The sequence below is a fragment of the Stenotrophomonas sp. STEN083 genome (assembly GCF_056759195.1).
Window position 1 is genome coordinate 68,485 of sequence record NZ_JBRRCU010000009.1, and the last position, 26,505, is coordinate 94,989.

The following is a 26,505-nucleotide window of genomic DNA, read 5'->3' on the forward strand; positions in this document are numbered from 1 at the left end:
CACAACACACTTCCTGACATTGGGATTTGACGGCAGGGAAACAACCTCTGGATCATAGCGGCCTTCTCCATACACAACCGGATGGAACGTCCCATGCTCTCAGGCTTCGACGGGCTCCGCTTCAATCATTGGCAAACCGAGCTGCGCGAGGATGGCGTGGCAGTGCTCAGCCTCGACCGCAAGGACAGCCCGGTCAATGCCATGTCGCAGGACGTGCTGCTGGAACTGGGCGATATCGTCGAGCGCCTGGCCATCGACCCGCCCAAGGGCGTGGTGGTGCGTTCGACCAAGGCGGCCGGCTTCATCGCCGGTGCCGACCTGAAGGAATTCCAGGAATTCGACCGCCGCGGCACCGTCAATGACGCCATCCGCCGCGGCCAGAGCGTCTACCAGAAGCTGGCCGAACTGCCCTGCCCCACTGTTGCCGCGATCCACGGCCACTGCCTGGGCGGCGGCACCGAGCTGGCGCTGGCCTGCCGCTACCGCGTGGCCTCCAACGATCAATCCACCCGCATCGGCCTGCCGGAGACCCAGCTGGGCATCTTCCCGGGCTGGGGCGGCAGCGCGCGCCTGCCGCAGCTGGTCGGCGCGCCGGCCGCGATGGACATGATGCTGACCGGCCGCACCCTGTCGGCCTCGGCCGCGCGTGCTATCGGCCTGGTCGACAAGGTCGCCGCCCCGGCGGTGCTGGTCGATGCGGCCATCGCATTGCTGCAGACCGGGGTAACCCGGCCGTTCAAGCAACGCGCCACTGCCTGGGCCACCAATACCTTCCTGGCCCGCAAGATCCTGGCCCCGCAGATGGCCAAGCAGGTCGCGCGCAAGGCCAAGAAGGACCAGTATCCGGCGCCCTACGCGCTGATCAGCACCTGGGAACGCACCGGTGGCAGCCCGATCCAGAAGCGTCTGGATGCCGAGCGCCGCGCTGTGGTCAAGCTGGCCAGCAGCCCGACCGCGCGCAACCTGATCCGCATCTTCTTCCTGACCGAACGGCTCAAGGGTCTGGGCGGCAAGGACTCGGGCATCAAGCACGTGCACGTGGTCGGTGCCGGCGTGATGGGCGGCGACATCGCTGCCTGGGCGGCCTACAAGGGCTTCAATGTGACCCTGCAGGACCGTGAGCAGCGTTTCATCGACCCGGCCATGACCCGCGCGCAGGCGTTGTTCGACAAAAAGGTGCGCGACGAGAGCAAGCGCCCGGAAGTCGCCGCACGGCTGAAGGCTGACCTGGCCGGTGACGGCGTGGCGCTGGCTGATCTGGTGATCGAAGCCATCATCGAGAACCCGGAAGCCAAGCGTGCTCTGTACCAGACGCTGGAGCCGAAGATGAAGGCCGATGCACTGCTGACCACCAATACCTCCTCGATCCCGTTGGTCGAGCTGCGTGACCACATCCAGCGCCCGGCGCAGTTTGCCGGTCTGCACTACTTCAACCCGGTCGCGCAGATGCCGTTGGTGGAAATCATCCACCACGATGGCATGGCGCCGGAAACCGAGAAGCGCCTGGCCGCGTTCTGCAAGGCGTTGGGCAAGTTCCCGGTGCCGGTGGCCGGCACCCCAGGCTTCCTCGTCAATCGCGTACTGTTCCCGTACATGCTGGAAGCCGCTACCGCCTATGCCGAAGGCATCCCCGGCCCGGTGATCGACAAGGCCGCGGTGAAGTTCGGTATGCCGATGGGCCCGATCGAACTGCTGGACACAGTCGGCCTGGACGTGGCCGCTGGCGTTGGCAAGGAACTGGCACCGTTCCTCGGCCTGCAGATCCCAGCCGCACTGGCGACCGTCGAGCCGAACAAACGCGGCAAGAAGGACGGCCAGGGCATCTACAAGTGGGAGAACGGCCGCGCTGTGAAGCCGGAAGTCGCCAAGGACTACCAGGCGCCGTCGGATCTGGAAGACCGTTTGATCCTGCCGCTGCTCAACGAGGCCGTGGCCTGCCTGCATGACGGCGTGGTCGCCGATGCCGACCTGCTCGATGCCGGCGTGATCTTCGGCACCGGCTTTGCCCCGTTCCGTGGCGGCCCGATCCAGCATATCCGCGCGACCGGCGTGGACGTGCTGGTTGAGAAGCTGAAGACCCTGCAGGCGCGGCATGGTGATCGCTTCGCGCCGCGTAAGGGCTGGGACATGCCGGAGCTGCGTGAGCCGGTGGCTTGAGTTTTTGCTGATTGGTTGATTGAACGAAAAACGGAGCCGAAAGGCTCCGTTTTTTTTGTTTCACCTGTAGTGCCGAGCCATGCTCGGCAGGAGCCTTACCGGCACGCGCTCCAGGTTGTGGGAGCGGCGTCAGCCGCGAAACCACAGATCAATCACATTGCAGTTGTTCCGGCAATTCCAGCTTCGCGGCTTACGCCGCCCCCACAACCAATAACCAACAAAGAAGGCTGATGGATCAGCGGCAAAGCCGCTGCCGAGCATGGCTCTGCACTACCTCTAACGGTGCACATGGCCGTGATGGCCTTGATCATCCGGCCCGTGCGCATGACCTTCATGATCATGATCGCCACCACCGGCCTTCTTGTCGGCACAATCATCACCACAGTGATCCGCTTCAACCTGCACCGTCACATGGTCGATATCAAACTGCTCGTGCAGCAGGTCCGCCAGCTGTCGACGCAATACATCCGGTGCCTGCCCATCATTCATCACCACATGTACGGTCAATGCAGGCGTGCTCGATGCCAGCGCCCATACATGCAGATCATGGATACCGGCAACACCGGCATGACCGCGTAGCGCCTGCTCGATATCGGCCAGCACCACGCCCTTGGGCACACCTTCCAGCAACACGTTGATCGCATCGCGCAGCAGCACCCATGTGCGCGGCAGCACCCACAGGCCGATCAGCACGGCCAGGATCGGATCCACCAGGGTCCAACCGGTGAAGTGGATGATCAGGCCGCCGGCAATCACTGCCACCGAACCGAGCATGTCACTCCAAACTTCCAAGTAGGCGCCCTTGACGTTGAGGCTTTCACCGCTGCCAGCACTGAGCAGGCGCATCGCGATCAGGTTCACCACCAGGCCGAATGCAGCCACCCACATCATGCCGGTGGAGGCGATGTCCTGCGGCTGCTGGAAGCGCTGCACGGCCTCGAACAGGATGTAGACGCCGACGCCGAACAGCAGCAGGCCATTGGCAACCGCGCCCAAGGCCTCCAACCGCGCATAACCGTAGGTGCGCTTGGCATCGGGCGGACGCCGACTCAGGCGAACGGCGGTCAAGGCGATCATCAGGCCGATCGCATCTGTTGCCATGTGCGCGGCATCGGACAGCAGCGCCAGGCTGTTGGTCCAGAACGCGCCAATGACTTCCACCACCAGATAGGCGGTGGTCAGGCCCAGCGCCCACCACAGTGGTTTCTCGTGGCGGATTTCGCTGGGCAGATGGTTGTGGTCGTGACTCATGGCTGGCTCCTAATGGCGGGGCCAGCTTAGTCAGCCTGTGGCGGCGGAGACTATTACATCGCCGCCGCCCGGTTCAGTGATCAGCGTGGTCCGAGCACCGTCTGCATGTCATCACCCTGCGGCATGCCCGAGCGCATCTGCACCGTGCCGTCTGCATCCTTGAACAGGATGCCCGGCGTGCCCTGGAAGCCCAGGTCCAGCATCAACGCCTCATTCGCACGCAGCTTGGCCTGCACCGCCGCCGGCACGGTCGCCAGCGGCTTGATGCCGCCCTTGGCGAAATCACGCTCGTTCTGGATCAGTGCCTGCTCCGGCGAGGCTGCGCCCAGAATCGCGGCGGCCTTGTTGGCACTGTCCTCGCGGATCACGCCGACCAGGATCTGCCGGATCTGCACCTTGCCTGCGGCTACCCAAGGCTGTGCAGCTTCCCAGAAGCGGTTGCAGTACGGGCAATTCGGGTCGCTGAAGGAATAGATGACGCGCGGCGCATCGGCCTTGCCATCGCGCACCCAATGGCTGGCCTCGACCTTGGCCCAGGCCTGCTGGCCCATCGGCCCGGATACCAGCTCCTTGAGCTTGGCGGCGCTGACGTCCTCACCCTTGGCGTTCACCAACGTGCCAACCACCGCGTACTCACCATCCTTGGACACATACACGCCCAGCGGACGCTGGCCGGCGACGCCGGCATAGCCGGTCAGGCCAACCGGCGTTTCGAACGTGCCCATGAACTCCACGCCCTGCGAGCGCAGGGTCTTCACTACCGCCGGCTCACTGGCCGCAGCCGGCTTTGCCGTAGTAGCCGCCGGGGCAGTGGCAGTCTGTGCGCAGGCCAGCGGCGTCAGCGTCATGGCGGACAACAAAAGCAACATCGAACGGGTACGCATCATCGTGTGTCTCTTTCAGGAAAGGGGTTATTGCATTTCGCGCAGACGCGCTTCCAGCGTGGCGCGCGACAGCTCGCCCATGTGCACATTGCGCAGCCGCCCATCGGCGCCGAAGAACAACGTTGTCGGCAATGCGCGGGCGCCGGTCTGCTGCATCACCCGCGACTCGAAATCCAGCAGCACGTTGCCCAACTGCATGTTCTCGGCACGCAGATAGTCGGCGACCTCATCGCGGGTTTCACCTTGGTTGGCGAACACGAACTGCACCTGCGGGTGCGCCTGCTGCGCCTGCGCCAGCACCGGCATCTCGCGCCGGCAAGGCCCGCACCAGGTCGCCCACAGATTGATCACGGTTGGCTTGCCGGCAAATGCAGCCAGCGGTGCCTGCTTGTCCTGCATGTCAACCAGCACTGCGTCCGGCAACGGAATGGATGAGCGCTGCATTGCAAACAACGCCATGCCGCCGATTGTCCAGAACGCCGCACCGGCAGCCAGGCCAAGCAACACCGGCTTGCGCAGGATGCGTTGGCGGGTCTTCCACAGCGCGTAGGCGGCGGCGACCAACAGGCCGGCCCAGATCGAATAGCCACCATCGCCCAGACGAATGATGGACAGCGGCTGCGGCAGATAGTCGCCAGCATGCAGCACCACGTGCCCCAGACGTGCGCCAAGCAAGCCCAGCAGAAACGCGTCTAGCACCACCGCACCAGCACGGCTGCGCATTCCATCGGCAGCAGGTGCCAATGCACGCGCGAAGAACCAGCCAACTGCCAGCGCCAACAGTGCAACCACGGCCATCAACGGAAATGGACCGGCGCTGATCATTTAGCCAATTCCGCGGGACTCAACACAAGCAAACTTGAACAAACAGTGAATTCAATTATCAACACAAAGTCCTCAAAATCCGGTTTTTGCTGCCGATACTAATCGGCTGCCTCTTGGCACTTTACCGGTCGTACGCATGAATATCGTCCCTGCTCCACCCCCTGACACCGACAGCAGCGCGCTGGCAGATGCCTGGAAATACAGCCTCGGCGCCGCCGGTACCGAGGCAAGCCACATTCTGGCGAGTCTGGCCGACGCGCACGCCGCTGAACTGGCCGCGCATTTTTACAAGGTCATGATGAACGACGCGCGCGCCTCGCGTTCGATGTCCCACGACCAGGTGCGGGTGCGCCTGCAACCGGCCATGCAGCGTTGGGTCAGGGACCTGCTGCGCGCAACGCCCGACAACGTCGAACAGCTGATCGCCAACCAGCGCGTCATCGGCGATGTGCATGCACGCGTGGGCATACCGGTTGACTTGGTCACCCGTGGCACCCGCGTGCTGAAGCAACGCCTGTTCCAGCTGATCGGCGCGGAGGCCGGACACGGCGAAGCCGCACATGCCGCCATTGCCAGCCTCACCGCATCGTTCGACATCGCGCTGGAGGGTATGACACTGGCCTATTCCAACGCACGGGAACGTTCCTCACGCACGGATGCCGCCTACCGGCTGTTCTCGCTGGTGCAGAACGTCAGCACCGAGCGCGAACGCCAGCGTGCATTGCTGCTGGATTGGGAGAACACCCTCCTGTACGCCCTGGCGGCGCAGGGCGACCTGGGCAGCTTCCAGACCCTGGCGCGTTCGGAGTTCGGTCTCTGGTTCAACCACAAAGGCATTCCGAGTTTTGGCGAGAGCTCCGAAACCCGCCAGATCAGCGGTTTGATCCATGACGTCGACCAGTTGCTGCAGCACACCTTGCAGCAGGACAGCGACCCTGCCTCGCGTACCGCGCAGCTACAGGATGTGCGCTCCAAGGTCAGCCAGATCCGCACCTTGCTTGGCATGTTGTTCGAGCGCATCGGCGAACTGGATGCCGGCTGCGATGCCTTGACCAACCTGCTCAACCGCCGCTTCCTGCCCACCGTACTGCGCCGCGAGATCGAGCTGGCGGAAAAGTCCGGCGACAGCTTTGCCGTGCTGCTGCTGGACCTGGACCACTTCAAGGCCATCAACGACGAGCACGGCCACGAAGCTGGCGACCGCGCCCTGCAACACGTCGCCGGCATCCTCAGCCAGTTCACCCGTGGCAGCGACTACGTATTCCGCTACGGCGGCGAAGAATTCGTCGTCGTGCTGGTGGCGGTGGAGGAACGCCAGGCAATGGTGATCGCCGATGGCCTGTGCCGACGCCTGGTCGATACACCGGTCACCCTGGCCGACGGCCAGCTGCTACCCATCAGCGCCAGCATCGGCGTCGCCCTGTATGACGGCCACCCGGACTACGAGCGGGTGATGGCACGTGCCGACGCCGCCATGTACCAGGCCAAGAAGCAGGGCCGCAATCGCGTCGTACTGGGCAGCGATGCCTTGCCCACCGCACCGGGCCGCAACGCCCTGCGCCGCGACTGAGCCGCAGACGGCACCAACCGATAGCACATGCTGCCGGGGGCAGCGAAGGCATAGGCTGCAGGCGGGTGCAACCGGTCACCCGTCTTTGGAAGCCTGCAATGCCCATCCTCCGCGCCCTGCTCACCCTGCTGCTGTGCAGCGTCCTGCCCGTGCTGGATGCCAGCGCCCGCGAGGTTCCGCAGCCGGCCGAGCATGTGCAGGCCGATGGCCCCTATATATTTCGTGATGGCAAGCGACTGCAGGCGCAATGGATCTGTGACGACCGGGTAATTTCGCGGAAGTTGAAGGCAAGACGTGATATCGCCCGTGTCATCGCACCAGAGTGCAGCTATCCGCATCCACTGCGTATCACCCCGCTCGCTGTGCCGGCGAGCGCGGCATTGCCCGCGGTGCCGCGCATCGTCGCCGTCTCCGACATCCATGGCCAGTACGATCTGCTGCGTCGCTTGCTGCGCGCCAATGGCGTGATCGACAGCGACGACAACTGGGCACTGGCAACGGACACGCTGGTCATCGCCGGCGACGTGTTCGACCGCGGCCCGCAGGTCACCGAGACCTTCTGGCTGCTCTACAGCCTGCAGCAACAAGCCACCCAGGCCGGTGGCGCAGTCCACTTCGTACTCGGCAACCACGAAACCATGGTGCTGTACGACGACCTGCGCTACGTCAATCCCAAGTACCTGCGCAGCGCCCAGTTGCTGGGCCGCAGCTATCCGCAGTTGTATGGCGCCGATTCGGTGATCGGCCAATGGCTGCGCGCGCGCCCGGTACTGCTGCGTATCGGCGACACCTTGTTCCTGCATGGCGGCATCTCGCCTGACGCGCTGCAACTGGCACTCGATCCAGCGGCCACCAACGCCGCCTACCAGGCCTCGCTGGGCCGGCCCAAGGCCGAGGTCAAAGCCGATCCAATCACCGCGCCGCTGTACGACGGCAAGACCAGCCCGATCTGGTACCGCGGCTATTTCAACGGCCAGTTGGATACCGCAGGTGTGCAAGGCGTGCTCGACCAGCTCGGGCTCAAGCGCATCGTGGTCGGCCACACCTCGATGCCACATGTGAGCAGCTTCCACGGTGATCGCATCATCGCCATCGACAGCAGCATCAAGGATGGCGAGAACGGCGAACTTCTTTTCATCGAGGACGGAAAGCTCAGCCGTGGGCTGCTGGATGGCAGCCGGGTTCTGTTGGAAATTGGTCAGATGGATGGTCAAGACTGACCGCCTTCCTTGCGCTCAGAAGTTCACCATTTATGACATAAGGTTTCATCCTAAATTCACGTGCTCATAACCTGATCTGAACGATTGTAAATGGGCAGGTTTGACGCAGGGATGAGGGAGGCACTCCGCGCGTCGTCACCTATGCGATAGCTGAAATCACGGTGGGAATTTCCCCAACCGTGAGTGGTGTTTATTTCTCCATGGAACAGGCGATGAAACCACTGACGCTGGCCACGTTGCTGCCACTTGCGCTGCTGCCCTGCGCGGCAAACGCGCAGGACTCCGTAGCCGCGCTGCGCGCGGAAATCGCCCAGGCCCAACAACACCTGCAGTCGCTCAACGCGCGGCTTGATGCACTGGAACAAGAACAGGCAAGTCCTTCTGCAAAACCTCCGCCATCGCTGGCCTCGGTATCGCAGAGCCCGGTGTCCCGGCTCAACCCCGCAATGCCCCGCACCGACCAGACCTCAACTACGCAGACCATTTTGCCTGCGCGCGACTCGGTAGCTGATCCTTCAACGGCCGCCTCGCGCCCGGACAACGCACCCTCGCCAAATGACCCCGAACTGAAGGGTTTTATTGCCATCCCCGGAACCGACACCATGATCCGGCTCGGCGGCTACGCAAAGCTCGATGCGATTGCTGACCGCCGGGCCGCTGGTGATACCGAGCAGTTCATTCCCTCATCAATTCCGGTCGACAGCCCGCATCGCGATGTCTCGCACTTCGGCATGCATGCCAAGCAGACGCGCTTCAGCTTCGAGGCACGGCGCCCAACCACACACGGCAAGCTGCGCTTCTATCTGGAGAACGATTTCTTCGGCAGCAGCGACAGCTACGAATTCCGCCTGCGGCACGCCTATGGCCAGCTGGGCAATACCTATGCCGGTTACGGCTACTCCACCTTCATGGATGCCGACTCGCTGCCGGACACGCTGGACTTTGCCGGGCCAGGCGCGGCCGGTTACCTGCTGGTCGCCGGCATCCATCACAGCTTTGCGCTGGGCAAGGGCAATAGCTTGACGCTGGCTGCAGAAGATCCTGATTCGCAGCTCGCCAACACCGGTGACAGCGACAGCAGTACCGAACACCTGCCCGACATCAGCCTGATCGCGCGCATGGAGCGTGACTGGGGTCATCTGCAGCTCGGCGCGGTGCTGCGCAGCCTTGGCTACGACGGTGATGGTCGCAGCGACCGCACGTTCGGCGGCGGCTTGCAGTTCAGTGGCTCCTACGCTGTAGCCGAACGCGACCTGCTGTTGTTCGGCCTGATCGGCGGCAAGGGCATCAGCCGCTATACCGCGGACCTGACTGGCTCCAACCTGGATGCCGCCATTGACGCCGACGGCCGGCTGAAGGCGCTGCCGCTGCGCGGTGGCTTCTTCGGCTACACCCACTACTGGTCGGATCTGTGGCGCTCCAACCTGATCTATGGACAGCTGCAGATCGACAGCGCTGACGCACTGAGCAGCGATGCGTTCCGTCGCAGCCGCTACGCCGCGTTGAATCTTCTGTGGAGCCCGGCACCGTCCTGGACCATGGGTATGGAACTGCTCTACGGCCAGCAGCAACTACAGAACGGCCGCGATGCTGACACCCTACGCCTGCAGGGCAGCCTGCAATACAACTTCATCAAGTAACAGGCAGCCGACGCCCGCACACGCCCATGTGCAGCTCGCCACCCAACGATTCACGTAATGCCCTTCCCATCGAATTACCCGGTACAGCCGGCGAAAGGAGATTGTCATGGCAGGTCAGAAGAAAATCGGGGTCGTTGGCGCGACCTTCCTGGTGGCAGGCAACATGATGGGCTCAGGTGTCTTCCTGCTGCCCTCCAGCCTGGCCAAGATTGGTACCGCCTCGATCTGGGGCTGGCTGGTCACCACCGCCGGTGCATTGTTGCTGGCCTTCGTATTCGCCAAGCTCGGCAAGTTGGCACCGAAGGCCGGCGGCCCCTACGCCTATGCACGTGACTGGTTCGGCCCATACATGGGCTTCCAGACCAATACGATTTACTGGTTCGCCAACTGGATCGGCAATGTCGCGATTCCAATTGCTGCCGTTGGCTACTTCAGCTATTTCTTCCCGATCCTGTCCGATCCAGTGCCACGCTGCATCGCGGTGCTGCTGCTGGTGTGGGCCTTGAGCTTCGCCAATGTGATCGGCCCGTCCTTCGTCAGCCGCGTACAGACGGTGACCACCAGCTTTGCGCTGGTGCCGATCCTGGGCATCGCCATCTTCGGCTGGTTCTATTTCGACCCGGCCATCTTCAAAGGTGCCTACAACGTTTCCGGCCAATCCAACTTCGGTGCGGTATCCAGCGCCGCAGCGCTGACCTTGTGGGCCTTCATCGGCGTGGAGTCGGCATCGGTCACCGCAGGCGTGGTCGAGAACCCGGAGAAGAACGTGGCCCGTGCCACCCTGGCCGGCGTGTTCCTGGCAGCCATCGCCTACATCGCCAGCTCCTCGGTAATCATGGGCATGGTGCCCAACGCCGACCTGCAGGTCTCCGATGCACCGTTTGCGCTGGCAGCGGCCACCGCCGTCGGTGGCTGGGGCGGCGCGCTGGTCAGCCTGTGTGCCTTCCTTGGTGCTGCTGGCTCGTTGGGTGGCTGGATCCTGTTGACTGCGCAGAGCGCCAAGGCCGCCTCCGATGACGGTTTGTTTCCCAGCGTCTTCAGCAAGATCAACAAGGATGAAGTACCGGTCAAGGGCGTGTTGATCGTTGCCGTGCTGATGACGATTGCCGTGCTGATCACATCGACCTCGGAGACCGCCTCCGCCCAGTTCGACGTGATCACCTCCGCCGCCGTGGTGTTGACCCTGCTGCCCTACATCTACTCCTGCGTAGCCTGTTACTTCGTGGTGGAACGCTCGCATACCATCGCCCACACCGGTGCGTTCTGGGCACTGACCAGCATCACCGTCGTCTACTGCCTGTGGGCCATCTATGGCTCCTCCGGCAGCATCGTTCAGTACGCCTTCCTGTTCGTACTGTTCATCACCGTGTTCTATCCGTTCTTCAGCGATGAGCGCCGCAAGCAGCGCCTGGCCAAATTCACTCCGAATGGTACCGCCGGTACCAACACGAACTGATCCCCCGCTCGGTAGATAGGAACAAGACCATGTACTTCAAATCACTGGACTACCCGATCGTCATCATTGATGCCGACTACGAATCGCCGCGCATCGCCGGCATCCTGATCCGCGCGCTTGCTGAAGAACTGCGCAAAAGCGACCAGCGCGTGCTCTCCGGCCTGAACCTGGATGACGCCCGCGCAGGCGCACGCACCTATGTGGCTGCTTCGGCGGTATTGATCTCCATCGACGGCACCGAGGACGATGACGACCAGTTCCAGCGCCTGCTCGCTTTTCTGCGCGAGCAGAGCCAGCGCCGCGCCGACTTGCCGGTATTCCTTTACGGCGAACGCCGCACCATCGAGAAGATACCGAGCAAGCTGCTCAAGTTCGTCCACGGCTACATTTTCCTGTTCGAGGACACCAAGAGCTTCATCGCCCGCCAGGTGATGCGTGCAGCCGACGACTACATGGCCAAGCTGCTGCCTCCGTTCTTCAAGGCGCTTATCCACCACTCGGCCCAATCCAACTACTCCTGGCATACCCCCGGCCATGCCGGTGGCGTTGCCTTCACCAAATCGCCAGTAGGGCGTGCGCTGCACCAGTTCTACGGTGAAAACACCTTGCGCAGCGATCTGTCGATTTCAGTGCCGGAGCTGGGCTCGCTGCTCGACCACACCGGCCCGATCCGCGACGCCGAAGCCGAGGCCGCGCGCAACTTCGGCGCCGACCATACGTTCTTCGTCACCAATGGCACCTCCACGGCCAACAAGATCGTCTGGCACGGCACGGTCGCACGTGGCGACATCGTGTTCGTCGACCGCAACTGCCACAAGTCGCTGCTGCACTCGCTGATCATGACTGGCGGCATTCCGGTGTACTTCACCCCCAGCCGCAACGCCCACGGCATCATCGGGCCGATCAGCCTGGACCAGTTCTCCGGCGACGCCTTGCAGAAGATGATCCAGGCCAATCCTTTGGCCAGCAAGGCAGCCAAGCCTGGGGTGAAGCCGCGTATTGCGGTGGTCACCAACTCCACGTATGACGGGCTCTGCTACAACGCCGAGAAGATCGCCGACAACCTCGGCACAGCCGTGGACTTCCTGCACTTCGACGAAGCCTGGTACGCCTATGCCGCGTTCCACCCCTTCTACGAGAATCACTACGGCATGGCCAAGGGCAAGCCGCGTGAGCAGGACGCCATCATCTTTACCACCCACTCCACGCACAAGCTGCTGGCGGCGTTCTCGCAGGCGTCGATGATTCATGTGCGCAATGCCGCTACCCGCGAACTGGATGCGGAACGCTTCAACGAATCCTTCATGATGCACACCTCCACCAGTCCGCATTACGGGATCATCGCCTCCTGCGATGTCGCCTCGAAGATGATGGAAGGTGATGCCGGCAGATCGCTGGTGCAGGAGATGCACGATGAAGCCGTCGCCTTCCGCCGCGCGATGCTGCATGTCAGCGAGGACCTGGGCCGCGATGACTGGTGGTTCAAGGTCTGGCAGCCCGACGGCGTGGAACGTACCCTGGCCAAGGGCGATGACAGCAAGCCGATGGTCACCTCGCGACCGGACTGGTACCTGCGCCCGGATGCGCGCTGGCACGGTTTCGACAACCTGGCCGACGACTATGTACTGATCGACCCGGTCAAGGTCACCCTGCTGACACCCGGCATGTCGATGGATGGCGAGATGGGCAAGCTCGGCATCCCGGCGGCGATACTGAGCAAGTTCCTGTGGTCGCGCGGTCTTACCGTGGAAAAGACCAATCTGTACTCGGTGCTGTTCCTGTTCTCGATGGGCATCACCAAGGGCAAGTGGAGCACCTTGGTCACTGAGCTGCTGGCCTTCAAGGACCTGTACGACGCCAACGCACCGCTGAGCCGGTCGCTGCCCAGCCTGCTGGTAGACAATGCCGAGGCTTACGCGGGCTGGGGGCTGCGTGATCTTTGCACCGCGCTGCACGAGTTCAACCGTGAATTCCGCGTGGCCGAAGTGATGCGCGAGATGTATGTGGAGCTGCCGGAGCCAGTCATCACTCCCGCCGAAGCCTACAACCATCTGGTGCGTGGCGAGATCGAGCGGGTGGACATCGACCAGCTCAGCGGCCGCGTTGCCGGCACCATGCTGGTGCCCTACCCGCCCGGCATCCCGACCATCATGCCGGGCGAGCGTTTTGGCGCCAGCGACGATCCCATCATCCAGTCGCTGCGCATCGCCCGCGAACAGAACGCGCGCTTCCCGGGCTTTGAATCGGATGTGCATGGCTTGATCATCGATAACAGCGGCGAGAAGCCGAGTTATCGGGTGGAGGTTTTGAAGATTTGAGCTAGAGAGAGACTGTGCAAGGGCTGTCCCTTCTCCCGCTTGCGGGGTTAAAAACAGGCGTTTACGAGCCAAAGGCTCGTGCCTGTTCGTACGCCCCGCGTGCTACGCGGGGCTGGGGCGCGGAGCGAGGTGGCCCGCAGGGACGGATGAGGGGAGGCTTTGGGCTTGGCTTTGGCTCTGCTCAGATCAAAATCTGCTCCACGTGCTTTCAAAGCGCCCTCACCCCAACCCCTCTCCCGTAAACGGGAGAGGGGCTTTTAAAGCCTAGCTCCCTTGCATCGCTACCGGGCCGCCGAACAACCAAATGACCAGCACTCGCCAGGAACAACGCGTCTTGCAGCTCTCCATCGCGGCGACCGTATTGGTCGCTGCGATCGGCTTCTTCGGCGGCATGCTCGCGCGCTCGCAAGCGATCCTGTTCGATGGCATCTACAGCCTGGTGGATGTCGCACTCACCCTGGTGGCGCTGTCAGTACTGCGATTGATGGCCCGTGAACAGAGCCCGCGCTTCCAATACGGCTTCTGGCATCTGGAGCCCATGGTCGAAGCCCTTGGCGGCGCCATTCTCAGCTTGGCCTGCATCTACGCACTGGCCAATGCAGTGATCGGCTTCAGCGACGGCGGCCACGAGACACGACTTGGCCCTGGCCTGCTCTGGGCTGGCTTGCTGGCAGTGGTGGACTTGGCGATGGCGGTGTGGATCGGCCGCCACGCGCGTCGGCTGCAATCCGGCCTGCTACGCCTGGACGCACGCGCTTGGCTGCTGACCGGGTTGATGAGCCTTGCTGTCGTTCTGTCCTTCGTCATCGCACTGGCACTGCGCGGTGGGGCCCATGAACACTGGATTCCTTACCTCGACCCTTTGGTGCTCGCCTGTATCGCCTTGGCGACACTACCGGTGCCGCTGCTTGGAGCATGGAAAGCTGCGCGCGAAGTTCTGCAGGTAGCACCGAGCGAACTCGATCAACTCGTGCAGCAGGTAATGCAGCAATTCGTCGACAAGCACCAGTTCGAAGGTTTTACCAGCCATGTCGCCAAAATTGGCCGCATGCAGTTTGTCGAGATCCATATCCTGACCAGACCTGACACCCAGCTCGGCAGCATCGGCGATGTCGACCGTCTGCGCGATGAAATCGCATCGCAGTTGGACGCACGTTCTGGACGCTTCTGGCTGACCATCGACTTCACTTCCGACCCGGCCTGGACATGAGCACGCCAACACCGAAGAAGATGGGCCTGACCATGGCGACCATGCTGGTTGCCGGCAACATGATCGGCACCGGCGTGTTCTTGTTGCCGGCCAACCTGGCCACGGTTGGCAGCATCTCCTCGATTGGCTGGTTGATCGCAACTGCAGGTGCCATCGCCTTGGGATTGGTGTTTGCGCGCCTGTCGCAACTCGACCCGCAACCCGGTGGCCCCTATGCCTATGCACGCGATGCGTTCGGCAACTACATCGGCTTCGTCAGCAATTATGCCTATTGGTTCGGCAACTGGATCGGCAATGTCGCCATCGCCTTGGTCGTCACCGGCTACCTGAGCCACCTCTGGCCATGGCTGCAGGATGTCTATCCGCGACTGGGCTTCACCCTGGCGGTGATCTGGCTGCTGAGCCTGGCCAATGCACGCGGTGCGCGCTGGATCGGCGCGTTGGAGACCGGCACCCTGCTGCTGGCGTTGATCCCGATTTTGGGCATCGCCGTCTTCGGCTGGTGGTGGTTCGACCCGGAATTATTCACTGCCGGCTGGAACGTCAGCGGCATGGAGGACAGCGCGGCAATCTCGCGCAGCGCCTCCATCGCGCTCTGGGCGTTCATGGGCGTGGAAAGCGCCGCGGTATCGGCCGATGTGATCGACAATCCCAAACGCAACATCCCGCTCGCAACCCTGCTCGGGCTGGCGTTGGCAGCGGTCATCTACATCAGCTGTTCGCTGGTGATCATGGGCATGGTGCCGATGACGCAACTGCGCGATTCCTCGGCACCATTCGCCGATGTCGCACAGCTGATGATCGGGCCGTGGGGTGTGCTGGTGATCGCACTGTGCGCGATCCTCAAATCAGCCGGCGCGCTGGGCGGTTGGATGTTGCTGGTAGGCCAGTCCGCCAAGGCAGCGGCCGACGACGGGCTGTTCCCGCGGGTGTTCTGCAAGCTCAACAAGCACGGCATGCCAGGCACCGGCCTGATGATCGTGGCGGTGCTGATGAGCGCCCTGCTTCTGGTCACATCCTCGCCCACCCTCGCACGCCAGTTCGACCAGCTCACCAACATCGCGGTACTGCTGACCATCATTCCCTACCTGTTCTCAGCTGGCGCATTGATCTGCACCACGTTGGAGCGCGGCGAGCAGGGCTGGATGCGTGCCGCCTGCCTGTTCACCGCTGCAGCAGCAATCACTTACTGCCTATACGCTCTGCTCGGCGCAGACGCGGAATTGCTCGCCTACGCTACGGTGGCGATCCTTTTCAGCGCGGCCCTGTATCCGTTCTTCCGCCAGCGCATGCTGGAGACAGCAAAGGCCAGCAGAGCCAAGCAGGGATAGCCTGCGCCGCCTGCGCTTGAGGCGGCTCCGAAGAACCCTCTACTGATGTCGCAACCAAGCCATGAGTACACGTCGAAAATAAGGCGGCGCTTCACCCTGGGCAGCAATCGATGCTGCAGGCCTATTCCGTTTCCAGCGATGCCACCGTGTGCGGCGGCGATTCCTCAACTGTTCCGCCAATTGCCGATAAAACCGCCTCTTTTCCATTGAAACCATCGCTCATCGCCTCCTTCAATGGCGCAAATCAATGGCGCAAATCAATGGCGCCGGCGCAGCAAACGTCAGGACTACCGCGTGTGCGAGTAGCGCAATGCAGCCACTCCACCATAGCCACTCTCGATAAGAATCAAGCAACCATCCCCCATCAGAACGACTGTAACCTGCGATTGAAATGTTCCAATTCGCGCAATTCGCGCAACTATCGTTGACAAAGACGCCGACTTTTAAACATCTTCGCTCCCGCAGATCGCGATAGCCATCGATCAACGTGCGTGGAGCGGACCCAGTAATGGAGCGTAACGCGGCATCGCAATGCCGAATGAAAACTCCGACGCCTCCGGCAGTGTTGGAGTTGACGGAACCACCGTCCCGAACAGGAAACTTCCCATACCAACGATTCGCATGAGCTCACCGCGGTTGACCGCGATCACCCGTTGATCGCGATTCCTGCCGCAACGTCGACCACCCAGAAAATCCCCACCAATGGGCACCGACGCGCTGCTCTTCCATTCGCTGCAGCCAGCCCCGTACACGCTGTGCCTTTTTGCGACATCTGTGAAAGCAGCCACGGTACCAATCACGTGAAGTAACTCTTCATCGAACCCCCGCTTGGCAGCGCCCTCGGCACTACCAGCATCGCTGCCACCTGAGCGCTGGCCCAGGCCCAGATCCGCGTAGCCCGTTTACCAAAACCTTGCCATGAACCCGTCCTGCACTCCCCGCGCAGGACAGCATGCGGGTGGGCAACGCCATGGGCAACACAACGGTTCGTGGAAGCGCGCACTGCCGTACGTCGCGTATCCAGCAACAACGTTCAAGCGCTGTACCGCAGTACATAGCTCGCCGTAAACAACGCCGGTCCCGCCGCTCCCCCCAGCACCATCATCGGAGAGAAACGCATGAAGAAATCGCCCGCACACACATATCTGCACACACGAACCATGATCCGTTGCAGTCGCCTGTCATTGGCTTTGCTTTCAGCATTGGCCGCTGCACAACCTGCGTTTGCACAGGACCCGGCAAGCAAGGCAGAGCCAACGACCAAGGACCTCGATGCGGTCATGGTCAGGTCCACACATCAGGTAAAGCCGTTACAGCGCACACCGATCTCCATCAGCGTGGTCACCGCCGAGCAGCTTGACCGCACCAACATGAGCAGCCTCTCCGACCTGCAGTACCTCGCACCAGGCGTTTCCTTTTCTGCTACGGCAGGCACCGCCAATGGGGGCGGCTTCCAGGTTCGTGGCATAGGCACGCAAGCCTTTAGTGTTGCCTCGGAGCAGACAGTTGGCACCGTCGTTGATGACGTCGTCATCAGCATACCCCGCGACCCTGGCGTGGCCGGATTCAACGATATTGAACATATCGAAGTACTACGCGGCCCTCAGGGAACGCTGTTCGGAAAGAACGCATCTGCCGGCGTTGTCAACATCAGCACGCGCAACCCTGAGATTGGAGGCAATAGCTCGTCCCTGTCACTGTCATTGGGCGAACGCAACGAGCATGTAGCGCGCTTCTCCAGCAACCTCGGCGTCGGCGACCGGTCGGCCTTACGCCTGTCGGCCTACTACAACGAGCAGGACGGCGCGGTTACAAACCCGCTCCGCGACTGGAACATAGGTGACCGCACCGGCAGGGGCGTGCGCGGCAAATGGCTGTGGTCACCAACCGAGAACCTCGATCTGCTGCTGACCGCAGAGGGCCAAACGCTGTTCAACCGCACGGTCGCCATACCGTACTCACTGGGCAACGATACGGGCTTCAATGAAGTGCTTGCAGGTTTTGGCAACGTAGGTGGCAACAACTTCCACAGCTATGCCGATGCTGACGCTGGGGCATTTCAGGGAGTCAGCGGCTTTTCCGGAAAAGCCGACCTCAAACTCGCCAATGGTGCCCAGCTGACCTCGATCACGGCCTATCGCGGTGCACGCATCCATCAGATGCAGGACATGGACCAGACCCCGGCCGATTTCCTGAACTACAACCTGACAACCATCCGCTCCCATCAGATCAGCCAGGAGTTCCGCCTTGCCGGCAATGTGCTCGATGATCGGCTCAGCTATGTACTGGGCGCCTACTATGTAAACGTGGCCAGCACCTACGAGTACTTTGCCTACGGCGCCTTCAACTTCGAGATCCCTCCGCCGGACTACTATCTCTCTCTGAATGGCCCGAAACAACATGTCGACGCGGATACCAAGAGCCACGCCTTCTATGCCAATGCAAGCTACCAGCTGAACGATCGATGGTCTGCCAGCGCGGGCATACGCTACACCCATGACAAGGTGATCGCAGGCATGACACCTATCGAAGTTCCATTCGTCGATGGCAAGCCGGTCAGCCCCATGAATACCGTCGTAAGCTCCCAAGCCCAGATCAGCAGGGACAATGTCTCCGGAAAGGTCGCAGTGCAGTTCCAGCAAACACCAACACTGATGTGGTACGCCAACGCAGGAACGGGCTACAAGGGCCCGACGGTAGATCCCACCAATACCGGCTCTGCGCGCATCCAACCGGAAAAATCCACGGCGTACGAGCTCGGCGTGAAGTCGCAGTTCTTCGATCGCAGCCTGACCATGAACGCCAGCCTGTACCGGTCCGATTTCAAAGGCTTCCAGGCACAGGTGTATGTGCCGAAAACCAATGGTTTCGCGATGGCCAATGCCGGCAAGATGCGCACCCAGGGTATGGAGTTGGAGATCAACTGGCGGCCCACCGCTGATTTCACGGTCGTCGCCAATGGCGCCATCACGGATGCAAAATTCCTCGACTACTTCAGTCTGTGCAGTACGGACAACGACGCAAAGTGCCAACTGGTGGACGGGGTTCTGCAGGGCAATATGTCCGGCTTCAACCCGACGTTCGTCTCCAAGTACAGCTACTCACTCAATGGCATCTACTACCGTTCCCTAGGCAATGGCCTGGCCGTGAATACAAGCGCTGGCTGGAGCTACAAGAGTTCCTTCTACAACTCCGTTGCCCAATCGAGCACAAAGAGCGACGGCTACGGTCTGGCCAATCTTTCCGCCGGCATCGGCGCTGAAGATGGGCGCTGGAACATATCCGTGTACGCGCGAAATCTGCTGGATGAGCACTACCGCAGTTTTGTTGCGTACTCCTTCGTCAACAATGGTGGATTGATGCAATATCTGTCACCCGACAGCTTCCGCAGCGTAGGTGTGACGCTGAATCTGAATTTCTAACCTGGCACTCGTAAGCTTCGGGATCGCAACACAGGCGCCACTCCTCTCATTGACGGCGGCTTCTCAATGCGCCTTGGTTGCACCCGGACGCAACTGCCTATCGACGTTTTTGCTTTGACTGAGGCTGCAGGCTGACCTCGCGTCGACACCGACGCCATGGCTTGCAACATGTGCGGACGTGCACGCAAATGCCAACCCGCGTGCCCGCGTCGCACTGGATGGTCACCGGATCGCCATGCCGAACCAGCCGTTCAGCCAACGTGGGCATCGACGCCAACTGCAGGTTCGTCCAATCACGGCACAGCGCCTACAATGGTCCTCTTTGCGGCAGCCCCCTGCCCAACCGACCAAGTGGACCCCGCGTGACCGAGAAGAAGCCCGAACACACCCCGTTGATGAAGCAGTTCTTCGCAGCCAAGTCCGAGTATCCGGACCTGCTGCTGTTCTTCCGGATGGGCGATTTCTACGAGCTGTTCTATGACGACGCGCGCAAGGCCGCACGCCTGCTCGACATCACCCTGACCCAGCGCGGCAGCTCCGGCGGCGCGCCGATCCCCATGGCTGGTGTCCCAGTGCATGCCTTTGAGGGCTATCTGGCACGGTTGGTTGCGGTCGGCGAGTCGGTGGCTATCTGCGAGCAGATCGGCGACCCGGCGCTGGCCAAGGGCCTGGTCGAGCGCAAGGTGGTGCGGGTGGTTACCCCCGGCACCGTCACTGACGAGGCCCTGCTGGACGAGCGCCGCGACACGCTGCTGATGGCGCTGTCGCGCAGCAAAGCCGGCTATGGCCTGGCCTGGGCCGATCTGGCCGGCGGCCGTTTCCTGGTCAACGAAGTCGATACCGACGATGCGCTGGAAGCCGAGCTGGCCCGGTTGGAGCCGGCCGAGCTGCTGGTACCGGACGAAGAGAACTGGCCGGAGTTCCTGCGCCATCGCAATGGCGTGCGTCGCCGTGCGCCGTGGCTGTTCGACGCCGACAGCGGCCGTCGCCACCTGCTGAACTTCTTCAAGCTGCATGACCTCAGCGGCTTCGGCATCGACGACAAGGCACGCGCCACCGGCGCTGCTGGTGCCCTGCTCGGCTATGTCGAGGAAACCCAGAAACAGCGTCTGCCGCACCTGACCTCCATCTCAATGGAGAACGCTGGCGAAGCGATTGCGATGAATGCCGCCACCCGCCGGCATCTGGAACTGGACACGCGCGTCGACGGCGACACCCGCAACACCTTGCTCGGTGTCCTCGACAGCACCGTCTCGCCGATGGGCGGGCGCCTGCTGCGACGCTGGCTGCACCGCCCGCTGCGCCTGCGCAATGTGCTGCAGCAGCGCCACCACGCGGTTGCCACGCTGATTGATCGCGGCACCGACGCCGACCTGCGCGACAGCTTCCGCGCGCTTGGCGACATCGAACGCATCCTCACCCGCATGGCGTTGCGTTCGGCGCGCCCGCGTGACTTCTCCACCCTGCGTGATGGCCTGGGCCTGCTGCCGGCGATCACCGCACAGCTTGATACGCTGGATTCTCCGCGCCTGCAGCAGTTGCGTGCAGAACTGGGCTCGCACGATGAAAGCGCACACCTGCTGGCCAGCGCCGTCGCCGAGCAGCCGCCGTTGAAGCTGTCCGACGGCGGTGTGATCGCCGAAGGCTACGACGCCGAGCTCGACGAACTGCGCCGCCTGTCCACCCACGCCGACCAGTTCCTGATCGACCTGGAGGCACGCGAGCGCCAGGCCAGCGGCATTGCTACCTTGAAGGTCGGCTACAACCGCGTGCATGGTTATTACATCGAGATCAGCAAAGGCCAGTCCGACAAGGCGCCGGTGCATTACACCCGCCGCCAGACCCTGACCAATGCCGAACGCTACATCACCGAGGAGTTGAAGAACTTCGAGGACAAGGTGCTTTCGGCACGTGAGCGCTCGCTCAGTCGCGAAAAACTGCTGTACGAAGGCCTGCTCGATATCGTCGGCCAGCACCTGGAACCGCTGAAGCGCTGCGCTGGTGCCCTGAGCGAACTGGACGTCTTGGCCGCATTCGCAGAACGCGCACAGGCGCTGGACTGGGCGCAGCCGGAGCTGCAGGAAGACGCCTGCCTGCGCATCGAGCGTGGCCGTCATCCAGTGGTGGAAGCCGTCCGCGATACGCCATTCGAGCCCAACGATCTGGACCTGCACCCGGACCGCCGTATGCTGGTCATCACCGGCCCGAACATGGGCGGTAAGTCGACGTACATGCGGCAGAACGCGCTGATCGTGCTGCTGGCCCATATCGGCAGCTTCGTGCCCGCCAGCCGCGCGGTGATCGGCCCGATCGACCGCATCCTGACCCGCATCGGCGCCGGCGACGATCTGGCCAAGGGCCAATCCACCTTCATGGTGGAAATGGCCGAGACCAGCTACATCCTGCACCACGCCACCGAACATTCGGTGGTATTGATGGATGAAATCGGCCGCGGCACTTCGACCTACGACGGTCTTGCGCTGGCCGATGCGGTCGCGCGCCACCTGGCCTACCAGAATCGTTGCTACACGCTGTTTGCGACGCACTACTTCGAGCTGACCGCCTTGGCCGATGAGAGCCATGAGGGCGGCGCCAGCGGCATCGCCAACGTGCATCTGGATGCCGTGGAACACGGCGACACGTTGGTGTTCATGCATGCGGTAAAGGACGGCCCGGCCAACCGCAGCTTTGGTCTGCAGGTGGCGGCATTGGCTGGCCTGCCCAAGTCCACCGTCGCCCAGGCACGTCGTCGCCTGGCCGAGCTCGAACAGCGTGGTGGCGAAACCCAGAGTGCGGCAATGGCACCGCAGGCACTGGATGCGCCGCAGCAGTTTGGTTTGTTTGCTGCGCCGAGTTCGGCCGCCTTGGATGCGTTGCAGGCGATTGATCCGGATGAGCTGACGCCCAAGCAGGCGTTGGAAGCCTTGTACCGGGTCAAGTCGTTGATCTAGTCGGATCGCAGCCTACCGCATAAAGCCCCTCTCCCACCGGGAGAGGGGTTGGGGAGAGGGTTGGCGAGCAACGCACCAAGGTTCCTCCTGTAGTGCCGAGCATGGCTCGGCAGGCTTACGCCGCTCCTACAAGCGGGAGCAAGGCGTCATCCAACTCGCCCGCACGCACCGACGCCGGCCGCTGCAGATGGACTGCGTAGTAATCCGTGAATACCCGCTTGGCCTCAAGCTGGCCCATGCTGATGAAGTAGCTCAGGAATGAGGCCATATACAGATCGGCAACGGTGAAGCCATCACCCACCAGATAACGCTTGCCGGCTACCGCCGTTTCCAGTGTGCGAATCAAATCCTCAGCGCTGCCGTAGCCGGCCTCCATCGGAGGTGCCAACTTGCCATGACGAAGGTCGGTGACGAAGGCTTCCAACGGCCCGGCTGCGAACAGCACCCAGCGGTAGCACTCGCCGCGCTCGGCACTGCCAACTGGCGGCAACAACGCCTTGGCCGGTGCCAGATCGGCCAGATGCAGACAGATCGCGGCGTTCTCGGTGATTGCCGTTGTCCCCTGCACCAAGGCCGGCACCTTGCCCATCGGATTGATCGCCAGATACTGCGCCGACTTCATGCTGGTGCCGTACTCCAGCATCACCGCGTCGTAGCGCAGACCGGTTTCTTCCAGCATCCAGCGGGTAATGCGGCCGCGCGAATGTGGATGGCTGTAGAAGGTAAGCGTATCGGTCATGTCAGGCACCTGCGTTGTAAGGAGCCGACAGTGTGCGCAGGGGCTGCTGACAGCAGCTGTCAGCAGTGATCCATCAAACGCCCGTCATGCATTGCGCACGCCAACGCTTCAACAGCTGATGGCGCTGCGCCGGGTAACGCTGCGCCGTGTCTTCCAGTGCCAGCAAACGGTCGGCCCGAAAGTGGCGAAAATCACCACGCATTTCGCACCACGCCGCCAGCATGCGGATGTCGGCCATGAACGCCATCGCGAACGGCCAGATCCTGCGCTCACTGACCCTGCCCTCAACGTCGCGGTATTGGATGCGCACCGCATTTCCGTCACGGATGGCGCGACGCAAGGCCGGCAACCATGGCTCCGGTGGCACCGCATGCCAGTGCGGCGCGAACAGGCCGCTGGTTTCCACCTGCAGGCGCAGCGTTTCCGGCAGCACGCCAACGACACGCTGCAAGGCGGTGTCGGCGGCGGCCGCCAGTTCCGGGTCGCCATGCGAGGCCACCCAACGCGCGCCCAACAGCACCGCTTCGAGTTCTTCGGCAGAGAACATCATCGGTGGCAGCAGGAAACCGGGCCGCAACTGGTAGCCGATGCCGGGATCACCGGCGATATCGGCGCCCTGCCCGCGCAGGGCATCGATGTCCCGGTAGACGGTGCGCAGGCTGACCTCCAAGCGCTGCGCCAGTTCGGCACCCCGCACCGGCGAGCGGCGCCGCCGCAATTCATCCAGCAGGTGCAGCAATCGGGCAGCGCGTTGGCTCATGAGTCGGTCCGGAACAGGCAGCTGACCAGCATAGCGGCTGGCAGCTGCAGGAATGCCCGCTTGGCATCAACAGAGCGCATTTATCCCGGCAAGCCGAGCAATAGGCAAGTCCTATCAGAGCGAGCAGTTCATTTGATTATTCATTTAACACCCCGGTAGTTACAGTCGCTGCAAGAACTACCCCAACGCCAGCAGGAGCCAGCCATGAGCAATGACACCAAGCCGACCTGTCCGTACCACAGCGCCCCCTCCCCCGAGCAGGCCGCGCAGTCGCAGCGTGACACCAGCACCACCCCCAAGCAGCAGCACGGCGACGCACCGGTGACGCCGCTGACCACCGCCTTCGGCGCGCCGGTGGTGGACAACCAGAACAGCAAGACCGCCGGCCCACGTGGCCCGCTGCTGATGGAGGATGTGTGGCTGCTGGAGAAGCTGGCCAACCTCAATCGCGAAATCATTCCCGAGCGTCGCATGCACGCCAAGGGTTCGGGCGCATTCGGCACCTTCACCGTCACCCATGACATCAGCAAGTACACCCGCGCCAAGATATTCTCGGCGGTGGGCAAGCAGACCGAAATGTTCGCCCGCTTCACCACGGTGGCCGGTGAGCGCGGCGCCGCCGATGCCGAGCGCGACATCCGCGGTTTTGCATTGAAGTTCTACACCGAGGAAGGCAACTGGGACCTGGTCGGCAACAACACGCCGGTGTTCTTCCTGCGCGACCCGCGCAAGTTCGGCGACCTCAACAAGGCGGTCAAGCGCGACCCGCATACCAATCTGCGCAGTGCGCGCAACAACTGGGATTTCTGGACACTGTTACCGGAAGCGCTGATGCAGGTAACCGTGGTGATGAGCGACCGCGGCATTCCGCGCAGCTTCCGCCATATGAACGGTTTCGGCTCGCACACCTATAGCTTCACCAATGAAGGCGGCGAGCGCTTCTGGGTGAAGTTCCACTTCGTCACCCAGCAAGGCGTGCAGGCGCTGACCGATGCGCAGGCCGAAGTACTGGTCGGCAAGGACCGCGAAAGCCATGGCCGCGACCTGTTCCAGGCCATCGAGCGCAACGAGTTCCCGAAGTGGAAGTTGTTTGTGCAGGTCATGCCGGAGCTGGAAGCGGAGACGTATCGCATCCATCCGTTCGACCTGACCAAGGTCTGGCCGAAGAGCGATTACCCGCTAATCGAAGTCGGCGAGTTCGAACTCAACCGCAATCCCGTCAACTGGTACCAGGATGTGGAGCAGTCGGCGTTCGCACCGAGCAACCTGGTGCCGGGCATTGGCCCTTCGCCGGACAAGATGTTGCAGGCGCGCCTGTTCGCTTACACCGATGCGCAGCGTTACCGGCTGGGCGTGAACCACCACCAGATCCCGGTCAATGCCGCCCGCTGCCCGGTGTTCAGCAACCATCGCGATGGTGCCATGCGCGTGGACGGCAACTACGGCGGACTGCCGCATTACGAGCCCAACAGCTATGGCCAGTGGCAGGAGCAGCCGCAGTACCGCGAGCCGGCACTGAAGATCCGTGGCGATGCCGACTTCTGGAACTTCCGCGAAGACGACAGCGACTACTTCAGCCAACCCGGCGCCTTGTTCCGCAGCTACAACCCCGAGCAGCGCCAGCGTCTGTTCGAGAACACCGCACGTGCCTTGGGTGATGCGCCGGACTTCATCAAGCAGCGCCACATCGACAACTGCAACAAGGCTGATCCGGCCTACGGTGCCGGCATCGCTGCGGCCCTGCAGGCACTGGCCGCGGCAACCGCCCCGGCCGACCCGTTCGCACCGCCGCCGCACCCGGGCAGCGAATTCCCCACCGCCACCCCGGGCGCCGAGGACATCGAGCTGTAAACCCGGTTCGTTGATCCACGCTTGATCCAGCACCGCCCGCCTTGCGCGGGCGGTGCTGTTTCCGCCCACAAACCAACACGTCATCGGCCCCTTCACTTACGCCCCCTTGCGGGGGTTACCATGCCGCTCGGCAACCCACCCATTCAAGGAACCCCGATGAGCCTGACCGACGACCTTCTCTCCCAACTGCAGGGCGCACCGCTGCAACAGGTTTCGCAGCAGTTGGGCATCGACAGCCAGCAGGCCTCGACCGCGATCAGCGCCGCGCTGCCGCTGCTGATGGGCGCATTGGGCAACAACGCAGCCAAGCCGCAGGGCGCTGAAGCGCTGTTCGGCGCGCTGCAGAACAACCACAGCGGCCTGGACATCGGCAGCGTGCTGGGCGCGGTGATGGGCGGCGGCAACAGCCCGGCCGCCAATGGCGCCGGCATTCTCGGCCACATCTTCGGCGGCAGCCAGGACCGCGCTGAAACCGGCCTGGCCCAGGCTACCGGCCTGAGCCCGAGCACCTCCAGCCAGCTGTTGAAGATCCTCGCCCCTATCGTGATGGCCTACATCGCCCAGCGCATGAGCAGTGGCGCCGCGCCAGCCGATCCGAACGGCCTGGCACAGGTCCTGGGCCAGGAAAAGCAGCAGGTAGCCCAGGCCGGCGGCATCGGCGGCGGCCTGCTGGGCAGCGTGATGGACCAGGACGGCGACGGCCAGTTCGGCGTCAGCGACCTGATCAAGCTGGGCAGCGGCTTGCTGGGTAGCGGCAAGCGCTGAGCCGGTAGAGGCTGATTGAAAACGCCACCGCAAGGTGGCGTTTTTGTTTCTGTAGTGGCGGGCCCATCGCGGCGGAGGCGTTTCCCGGAGGGCCCCCTGGGGCGGCAGGCTGGGCCCACCCCGTGTATGGGTTTGCGCGCGGGCCGGGCACCGGG

General features: G+C 62.8%; 18 protein-coding genes. 13 read left to right on the plus strand and 5 right to left on the minus strand.

All coding sequences use genetic code 11. The annotated features are described in order from the left end of the window. Window positions 1-93 precede the first annotated feature (93 nt). On the plus strand, window positions 94-2,157 hold the full coding sequence (locus ACVOK8_RS04980) for a 3-hydroxyacyl-CoA dehydrogenase NAD-binding domain-containing protein (protein ID WP_481565854.1): 2,064 nt from the start codon (window positions 94-96) through the stop codon (window positions 2,155-2,157). A gap of 276 nt (window positions 2,158-2,433) precedes the next feature. Here the strand turns inward: ACVOK8_RS04980 and ACVOK8_RS04985 are convergent, their stop codons facing one another. The 3 genes from ACVOK8_RS04985 to ACVOK8_RS04995 form a co-directional block, all read right to left on the minus strand. Then, window positions 2,434-3,408, minus strand: coding sequence for a cation diffusion facilitator family transporter (locus ACVOK8_RS04985; protein ID WP_481565855.1), 975 nt, complete (start codon window positions 3,406-3,408; stop codon window positions 2,434-2,436). 80 nt (window positions 3,409-3,488) lie between these two features. Then, entirely contained in the window at window positions 3,489-4,295 is an 807-nt protein-coding gene (gene dsbG, locus ACVOK8_RS04990) for a thiol:disulfide interchange protein DsbG (protein ID WP_481565856.1), read from the minus strand. Between the two features lie 24 nt (window positions 4,296-4,319). Next, window positions 4,320-5,117 carry a TlpA family protein disulfide reductase gene (locus tag ACVOK8_RS04995; RefSeq protein WP_481565857.1) on the minus strand — a complete coding sequence of 266 codons (798 nt, stop codon included), beginning with the start codon at window positions 5,115-5,117 and terminating at the stop codon, window positions 4,320-4,322. A gap of 136 nt (window positions 5,118-5,253) precedes the next feature. On the opposite strand from ACVOK8_RS04995, the gene ACVOK8_RS05000 reads away from it, so the two are divergent. From ACVOK8_RS05000 to mutS, 10 genes are all read left to right on the plus strand, one after another. Next, window positions 5,254-6,687 carry a GGDEF domain-containing protein gene (locus ACVOK8_RS05000; RefSeq protein ID WP_481565858.1) on the plus strand — a complete coding sequence of 478 codons (1,434 nt, stop codon included), beginning with the start codon at window positions 5,254-5,256 and terminating at the stop codon, window positions 6,685-6,687. 98 nt (window positions 6,688-6,785) lie between these two features. Then, on the plus strand, window positions 6,786-7,907 hold the full coding sequence (locus ACVOK8_RS05005; RefSeq protein WP_481565859.1) for a metallophosphoesterase: 1,122 nt from the start codon (window positions 6,786-6,788) through the stop codon (window positions 7,905-7,907). Between the two features lie 212 nt (window positions 7,908-8,119). Then, on the plus strand, window positions 8,120-9,547 hold the full coding sequence (locus tag ACVOK8_RS05010; RefSeq protein ID WP_481565860.1) for a DcaP family trimeric outer membrane transporter: 1,428 nt from the start codon (window positions 8,120-8,122) through the stop codon (window positions 9,545-9,547). A gap of 106 nt (window positions 9,548-9,653) precedes the next feature. Next, window positions 9,654-11,003, plus strand: coding sequence for an arginine/agmatine antiporter (adiC, locus tag ACVOK8_RS05015; protein ID WP_481565861.1), 1,350 nt, complete (start codon window positions 9,654-9,656; stop codon window positions 11,001-11,003). A gap of 29 nt (window positions 11,004-11,032) precedes the next feature. Next, a complete protein-coding gene (locus ACVOK8_RS05020) occupies window positions 11,033-13,321 on the plus strand; it encodes an Orn/Lys/Arg family decarboxylase (protein ID WP_481565862.1) in 2,289 nt (762 codons plus the stop codon). Window positions 13,322-13,625: 304 nt separating this feature from the next. Further along, window positions 13,626-14,531: a cation diffusion facilitator family transporter gene (locus ACVOK8_RS05025; protein WP_481565863.1), complete on the plus strand. Its 906-nt coding sequence runs from the start codon at window positions 13,626-13,628 to the stop codon at window positions 14,529-14,531. Continuing rightward, window positions 14,528-15,862: an amino acid permease gene (locus tag ACVOK8_RS05030; RefSeq protein WP_481565864.1), complete on the plus strand. Its 1,335-nt coding sequence runs from the start codon at window positions 14,528-14,530 to the stop codon at window positions 15,860-15,862. Before ACVOK8_RS05025 ends, ACVOK8_RS05030 begins: the two co-directional genes overlap by 4 nt. Window positions 15,863-15,972: 110 nt before the next feature. Further along, on the plus strand, window positions 15,973-16,290 hold the full coding sequence (locus ACVOK8_RS05035; RefSeq protein WP_481565865.1) for a hypothetical protein: 318 nt from the start codon (window positions 15,973-15,975) through the stop codon (window positions 16,288-16,290). A gap of 690 nt (window positions 16,291-16,980) precedes the next feature. After that, the gene (locus ACVOK8_RS05040) at window positions 16,981-19,284 is read left to right on the plus strand and encodes a TonB-dependent receptor (protein WP_481565866.1); all 2,304 of its coding nucleotides are present in this window, start codon (window positions 16,981-16,983) and stop codon (window positions 19,282-19,284) included. Between the two features lie 395 nt (window positions 19,285-19,679). Then, window positions 19,680-22,235 (plus strand): DNA mismatch repair protein MutS, encoded by a 2,556-nt coding sequence (gene mutS / locus ACVOK8_RS05045; protein WP_481565875.1) that lies wholly within the window; start codon window positions 19,680-19,682, stop codon window positions 22,233-22,235. A 115-nt stretch (window positions 22,236-22,350) separates the two neighbouring features. Here the strand turns inward: mutS and ACVOK8_RS05050 are convergent, their stop codons facing one another. Both ACVOK8_RS05050 and ACVOK8_RS05055 read right to left on the minus strand, forming a co-directional pair. Next, window positions 22,351-22,974: a glutathione S-transferase family protein gene (locus ACVOK8_RS05050; RefSeq protein ID WP_481565867.1), complete on the minus strand. Its 624-nt coding sequence runs from the start codon at window positions 22,972-22,974 to the stop codon at window positions 22,351-22,353. A 73-nt stretch (window positions 22,975-23,047) separates the two neighbouring features. Next, complete coding sequence (locus ACVOK8_RS05055) at window positions 23,048-23,734, minus strand: helix-turn-helix transcriptional regulator (RefSeq protein WP_481565868.1); 687 nt, start codon at window positions 23,732-23,734, stop codon at window positions 23,048-23,050. A gap of 204 nt (window positions 23,735-23,938) precedes the next feature. Here ACVOK8_RS05055 and ACVOK8_RS05060 point away from each other — a divergent pair, with 204 nt between their 5' ends. After that, window positions 23,939-25,585: a catalase gene (locus ACVOK8_RS05060; RefSeq protein ID WP_481565869.1), complete on the plus strand. Its 1,647-nt coding sequence runs from the start codon at window positions 23,939-23,941 to the stop codon at window positions 25,583-25,585. Between the two features lie 156 nt (window positions 25,586-25,741). Continuing rightward, the gene (locus ACVOK8_RS05065) at window positions 25,742-26,350 is read left to right on the plus strand and encodes a DUF937 domain-containing protein (protein ID WP_481565870.1); all 609 of its coding nucleotides are present in this window, start codon (window positions 25,742-25,744) and stop codon (window positions 26,348-26,350) included. Window positions 26,351-26,505 lie beyond the last annotated feature (155 nt).